The organism is Chamaesiphon sp. OTE_20_metabat_361 (genome assembly GCF_031364565.1).
The window spans coordinates 1-3,807 of the sequence record NZ_JANLWO010000027.1 but is presented as its reverse complement, the minus strand read 5'-3'; the positions used below and the strand labels follow the sequence as shown (position 1 = coordinate 3,807).

Annotated in this window: 7 protein-coding genes; 2 read left to right on the top strand and 5 right to left on the bottom strand. The window is 41.3% G+C overall.

All coding sequences use genetic code 11. The annotated features are described in order from the left end of the window. Nucleotides 1-93: 93 nt before the first annotated feature. Nucleotides 94-387, top strand: a complete 294-nt coding sequence (locus RMO35_RS00660; protein ID WP_309737850.1) for a WGxxGxxG family protein — start codon at nt 94-96, stop codon at nt 385-387. A gap of 224 nt (nt 388-611) precedes the next feature. On the opposite strand, the gene RMO35_RS00655 is transcribed toward RMO35_RS00660, so the two are convergent. The 5 genes from RMO35_RS00655 to RMO35_RS00635 all read right to left on the bottom strand — a co-directional run bounded on the left by RMO35_RS00655 (nt 612) and on the right by RMO35_RS00635 (nt 3,189). After that, nucleotides 612-1,127, bottom strand: coding sequence for a hypothetical protein (locus tag RMO35_RS00655; RefSeq protein ID WP_309737848.1), 516 nt, complete (start codon nt 1,125-1,127; stop codon nt 612-614). Between the two features lie 155 nt (nt 1,128-1,282). Then, entirely contained in the window at nt 1,283-1,876 is a 594-nt protein-coding gene (locus RMO35_RS00650) for an acyl carrier protein phosphodiesterase (protein ID WP_309737846.1), read from the bottom strand. A 22-nt stretch (nt 1,877-1,898) separates the two neighbouring features. Further along, nucleotides 1,899-2,471: a hypothetical protein gene (locus tag RMO35_RS00645; RefSeq protein WP_309737845.1), complete on the bottom strand. Its 573-nt coding sequence runs from the start codon at nt 2,469-2,471 to the stop codon at nt 1,899-1,901. Nucleotides 2,472-2,500: 29 nt separating this feature from the next. Beyond that, nucleotides 2,501-2,959 carry an HNH endonuclease signature motif containing protein gene (locus tag RMO35_RS00640; RefSeq protein WP_309737844.1) on the bottom strand — a complete coding sequence of 153 codons (459 nt, stop codon included), beginning with the start codon at nt 2,957-2,959 and terminating at the stop codon, nt 2,501-2,503. Beyond that, the gene (locus RMO35_RS00635) at nt 2,956-3,189 is read right to left on the bottom strand and encodes a hypothetical protein (protein WP_309737843.1); all 234 of its coding nucleotides are present in this window, start codon (nt 3,187-3,189) and stop codon (nt 2,956-2,958) included. The genes RMO35_RS00640 and RMO35_RS00635 overlap by 4 nt, the downstream gene beginning before the upstream one ends. Before the next feature lie 263 nt (nt 3,190-3,452). Between RMO35_RS00635 and RMO35_RS00630 the strand changes: the two genes are divergently transcribed. Continuing rightward, on the top strand, nt 3,453-3,807 hold a 355-nt coding region (locus RMO35_RS00630), incomplete at its 3' end, for a DUF6932 family protein (RefSeq protein ID WP_309737841.1).

Below are 3,807 nucleotides of genomic sequence, written 5' to 3'. Positions count from 1 at the left end.
CTAGCTCCTGTAAATTAGTAAGAAGTCAAGCCGATAAGTTAAATCGGTCGTAAGGCAACTATCACACATCTACTCACTCAAGGAGTTCAAACCATGAAATCATCTTCGATCGCATTGCTTAGTGCGGGCATCCTGGCTACCATCATTTCAGTTGTACCCATGTCCCCCGCTGCCGCTCAAACATCAACAGGTACTGGTACTCAAGGTACTGGCACCACTGGAACTACTACTACTCGTTATGAAAATAATACCAGTGACGACCGAGGTCTGTGGGGCTTGACTGGATTGCTCGGCTTATTCGGATTGATGGGGCGTCGGAAAGAAGAGACTCACAACACTACCCGTCGGGATGACGCACCTGTCTACCGCGACCCTAGCATCCGCTAGTTCTGGCTACTTGTCTCTGTCGTAATTTGGCTCCAAGCCATCACAGTCTGACGAATGTTGAACCAGGAAGCTGTATATAAAAGAGAGTAAGCTGACAAATCCATGCTCACTCTCTTTCGATCTTTTTAGAAACGATCGATTAGCTTTAGCGTAATAAATAGGCTTCGCGATCTTTAAGTGCGGACATCGTAGCGTCCCACGTAAACCGAATCGACTGAAGCGATTCAAATGCAATCCGATCCCGATCGAAAGCGTCGATCGCCATTGCAAATTTTGAGTAAAATCCAGAAAAAATCATTCGCTCGATCTTCGACAGGCGGGATGGCAATCCGTTTGCCTTTGAGATCGGCAATCTGTTTGATGCTATTTTCGGACACCACGATCTGAAATAAGTCGTTAAATAAGTAAGAAACTAATTTGACACTATTAGATACCGAATTATTAACCGGGATCGATGCTAGATCGACTTTGCCAGCTTGTAATAATTCGAGATTTCGATCGGAGCCGATAGTTTCCAACACTTGCAATCTGATTCTAGAGTCATAGACCACTAATTGGTTAGCGATCGCTTGCGCCAGTTGATAACTCTCCGATCTAGCTGGCCCAGCCGCGATCGTTAAATTAATAATTTGAAAGTTTATAAATAATTGAACGCTAAAAAAAATGCCAACTAGCAGGCCAATAAAAATAATAAGGAACTTTCGCTGCTGCCACAGCAATTGTCGGAATTGATATAACATTTAATGCCAGTAACGATCGGGTTAGAGCAATCGACTACTTGCTGCATCGCCTTGCAAGCTCATCTAACTTTATTTTCTCATAAAAACTCGATCGCGTGTGGAAAAATAGCGAAATTATTGACTCATAACTAACGAGATCTCGATCGCACTCAAACTTACTGAAATATCGCATCTTTAATGTGGTGCTGTAATTGTGGAAAGAAAGAATGAAAATCTCGTTCGAGATCGATCGACTCCCGTTCCAGTATTGGCATCGCATCAACCAGCTTAACTCTGTCACCCATCCTAGCTCTAATTCGATAATCGAGCCGAGCTAGAGCATGTTCTACACCAGATAAGTGTCGATAGCTAGTTAACCAATCACCATCCACCATATACCCGATTATTTGTCTAGCCGCTGGTGGAATCTCGCCTGAATATTTTTGAAATGATTCATATATCTCTGCCGTAAAATCAGCGAAGATAGTATCGGAATATATCGCCCAATTTTTTGCTAGTAAATGGTCGTAAAAAACATCGATTAATATGCCTGCAAACTTACTATATTCTTTATCGATCCTTTTCTTACTGATTTTGACAATTGGATGGTTGTCGGTAAATTTGTCGATCGCGTAATGCCTACTGATACCTCGCCTTAAGTTACAATTGAGTCGATCTAAGTCTTTACCTTTCACCAAATCGCCCAATAAGTTACCTAAGCGATTCTCAACATTTGGTTCTGATAGTAAGATGTGAGCAAGCCAGTTCATAATATCATCGATCGTTAGTTAGTTATTTGCCGAATAGCTTTTGCCAAAATGATGTATTAACTTCTGGTACTGCTTTCGGTTTTACCTTCAACATTTGTTTTTCTACTATACTTAGATAGCCCTCTATCCATCCCCAAATAGACTTATCGTAAACTTCTATTGTGTCCAGCCATTCATTAATATCGGCAGAATAAGCCATGTCAATGCAATAAACCACTGAATCTACTTGGTTATCGCCTGTTTTTACAAATTGAATACCACCACAAAATTCAGCATAGTATCCAGATATAAAGAAAACATTTTTTAGTTTACTAATACTGGCACCTGTCTCATCTATTAAGTAATCATCTTCTTGCATCCACTTGCTCAAGTGCTTTGCTCTTGATAGATCGAAGTCTTCATACTCACTAATACACAACCATTTGCGAGCGCGACCACCCAGAAGTTTCATGATTTGTTTGTAAGCTAGTGGTAGCGTTCCATATTGCTGCTCGATCGATTCTAACTCTCGATCGTCACAACCCACTAAATCTTCTTCCCTAGCAATCCCTCTTCTCATAATTTCTGATTTTAGTTCATCAATGTTCGTAATCATGAATTTGCTAACTTTTCTCGATGTCGAGTTTAAACTTCTAATTGCCGAGGATCGTTTTCTGGTGGATGCCAGCCTGCTTCGAGCCATAATGCACGAGCTTCGCGGATCGACCTTTCTCCCTTGTACTTGTCATCATTTATGTCTAGCCTGTCACAAGTTGCTCGCCCAACCGCAGTAGTTCCAATAATTCTAGTTGCATCGATCGACCATATAAAATGCTCTTGCCACAACTGATTTCGTGGATTAAACAGCGGTAAAATAGTAGATGTTTCAATATCGCGTCCGACCACAAAATTATATCGATTTTGGTTGCAACGATTACAGGCAAGTGCGAGATTTTCTTCTGTGTCTACACCACCTAGAGATCGCGGCTGCAAATGGTCGATCGTAAAGCGAGAAGCACTGATTTTTTCTGATGAGTGACAATACTCACACAAATAACCTGCTCGGCTACGAACATATTTTTTAGTAAATTCACTTACACTCATTTTTGGGCAACCAATAGAGAATTGAGGTATGTGAATATGCGATCGAGTTCGCTGATACTATTTAATTCTTCCTGTTCGGTAGTCGTGAGTACTGCGGACTGATTTTTGGACATCAATTCTTCAAGTTTATCTTGAAGCTCGTCTGTAAATTTGAACAGCCGTAAGTCATCGACTTTTTCGACTCTGATACCAGTTTCTAGGAGGGATTGGGGACTGATAACTACTTGCATGATTAGTTGTCTTGAGTTCTGAGATTGATGTTTCAGCTATCTATGATAACGCTAATATCGATCGGCACTTTTCTAATTTTCATTTTCATCCAGATCCACGATTTCCTCGTTCGCGGAGCGTCTCGGAACGAGAATCGGTGATACCAATGATTCTTCATCATTCGAGTTCGATCTCAGATCGACACCAAACATCAGAGTTGTGATATGATTGTGTCATTACAACTCTGATGTTGTCTAAGACTCCGTGCCCGATTTCGATAACCGTGACTTTACCCCCATTTGACGATCTAGGAAATCTGCCCTCTGGTGTTTACCAAGTAAGTTGGACTGATTTTCAAGTAAGGTTCGCTAATAATTCTCACCGACAACAGATTCTAGTTGGGCTAAAGCAGGCTCTCAGAGAACTGGCGATTGCAGGTTGTTCGACTGTTTATATTGGTGGGAGTTTTGTCACTAGTAAAGAGCAGCCGAATGATTTTGATGGCTGTTTCGATCCGATGACAGTAGATTTGTATAGTCTAGATCCGGTTTTTGATAGTGCAGCCGCTCAACAAGATCGGTTTGGGGGAGATCTCAAACCCAATCCCAATTTTGTTGGTTTCTTTCAAACAGATAGAG

What these genes read in the sequence shown, in the direction of transcription:
- RMO35_RS00635 (WP_309737843.1), bottom strand. Translation starts at nt 3,189, where the DNA reads ATGCAAGTAGTTATCAGTCCCCAATCCCTCCTAGAAACTGGTATCAGA.
- RMO35_RS00640 (WP_309737844.1), bottom strand. Translation starts at nt 2,959, where the DNA reads ATGAGTGTAAGTGAATTTACTAAAAAATATGTTCGTAGCCGAGCAGGT.
- RMO35_RS00650 (WP_309737846.1), bottom strand. Translation starts at nt 1,876, where the DNA reads ATGAACTGGCTTGCTCACATCTTACTATCAGAACCAAATGTTGAGAAT.
- RMO35_RS00655 (WP_309737848.1), bottom strand. Translation starts at nt 1,127, where the DNA reads ATGTTATATCAATTCCGACAATTGCTGTGGCAGCAGCGAAAGTTCCTT.
- RMO35_RS00660 (WP_309737850.1), top strand. Translation starts at nt 94, where the DNA reads ATGAAATCATCTTCGATCGCATTGCTTAGTGCGGGCATCCTGGCTACC.
- RMO35_RS00645 (WP_309737845.1), bottom strand. Translation starts at nt 2,471, where the DNA reads ATGATTACGAACATTGATGAACTAAAATCAGAAATTATGAGAAGAGGG.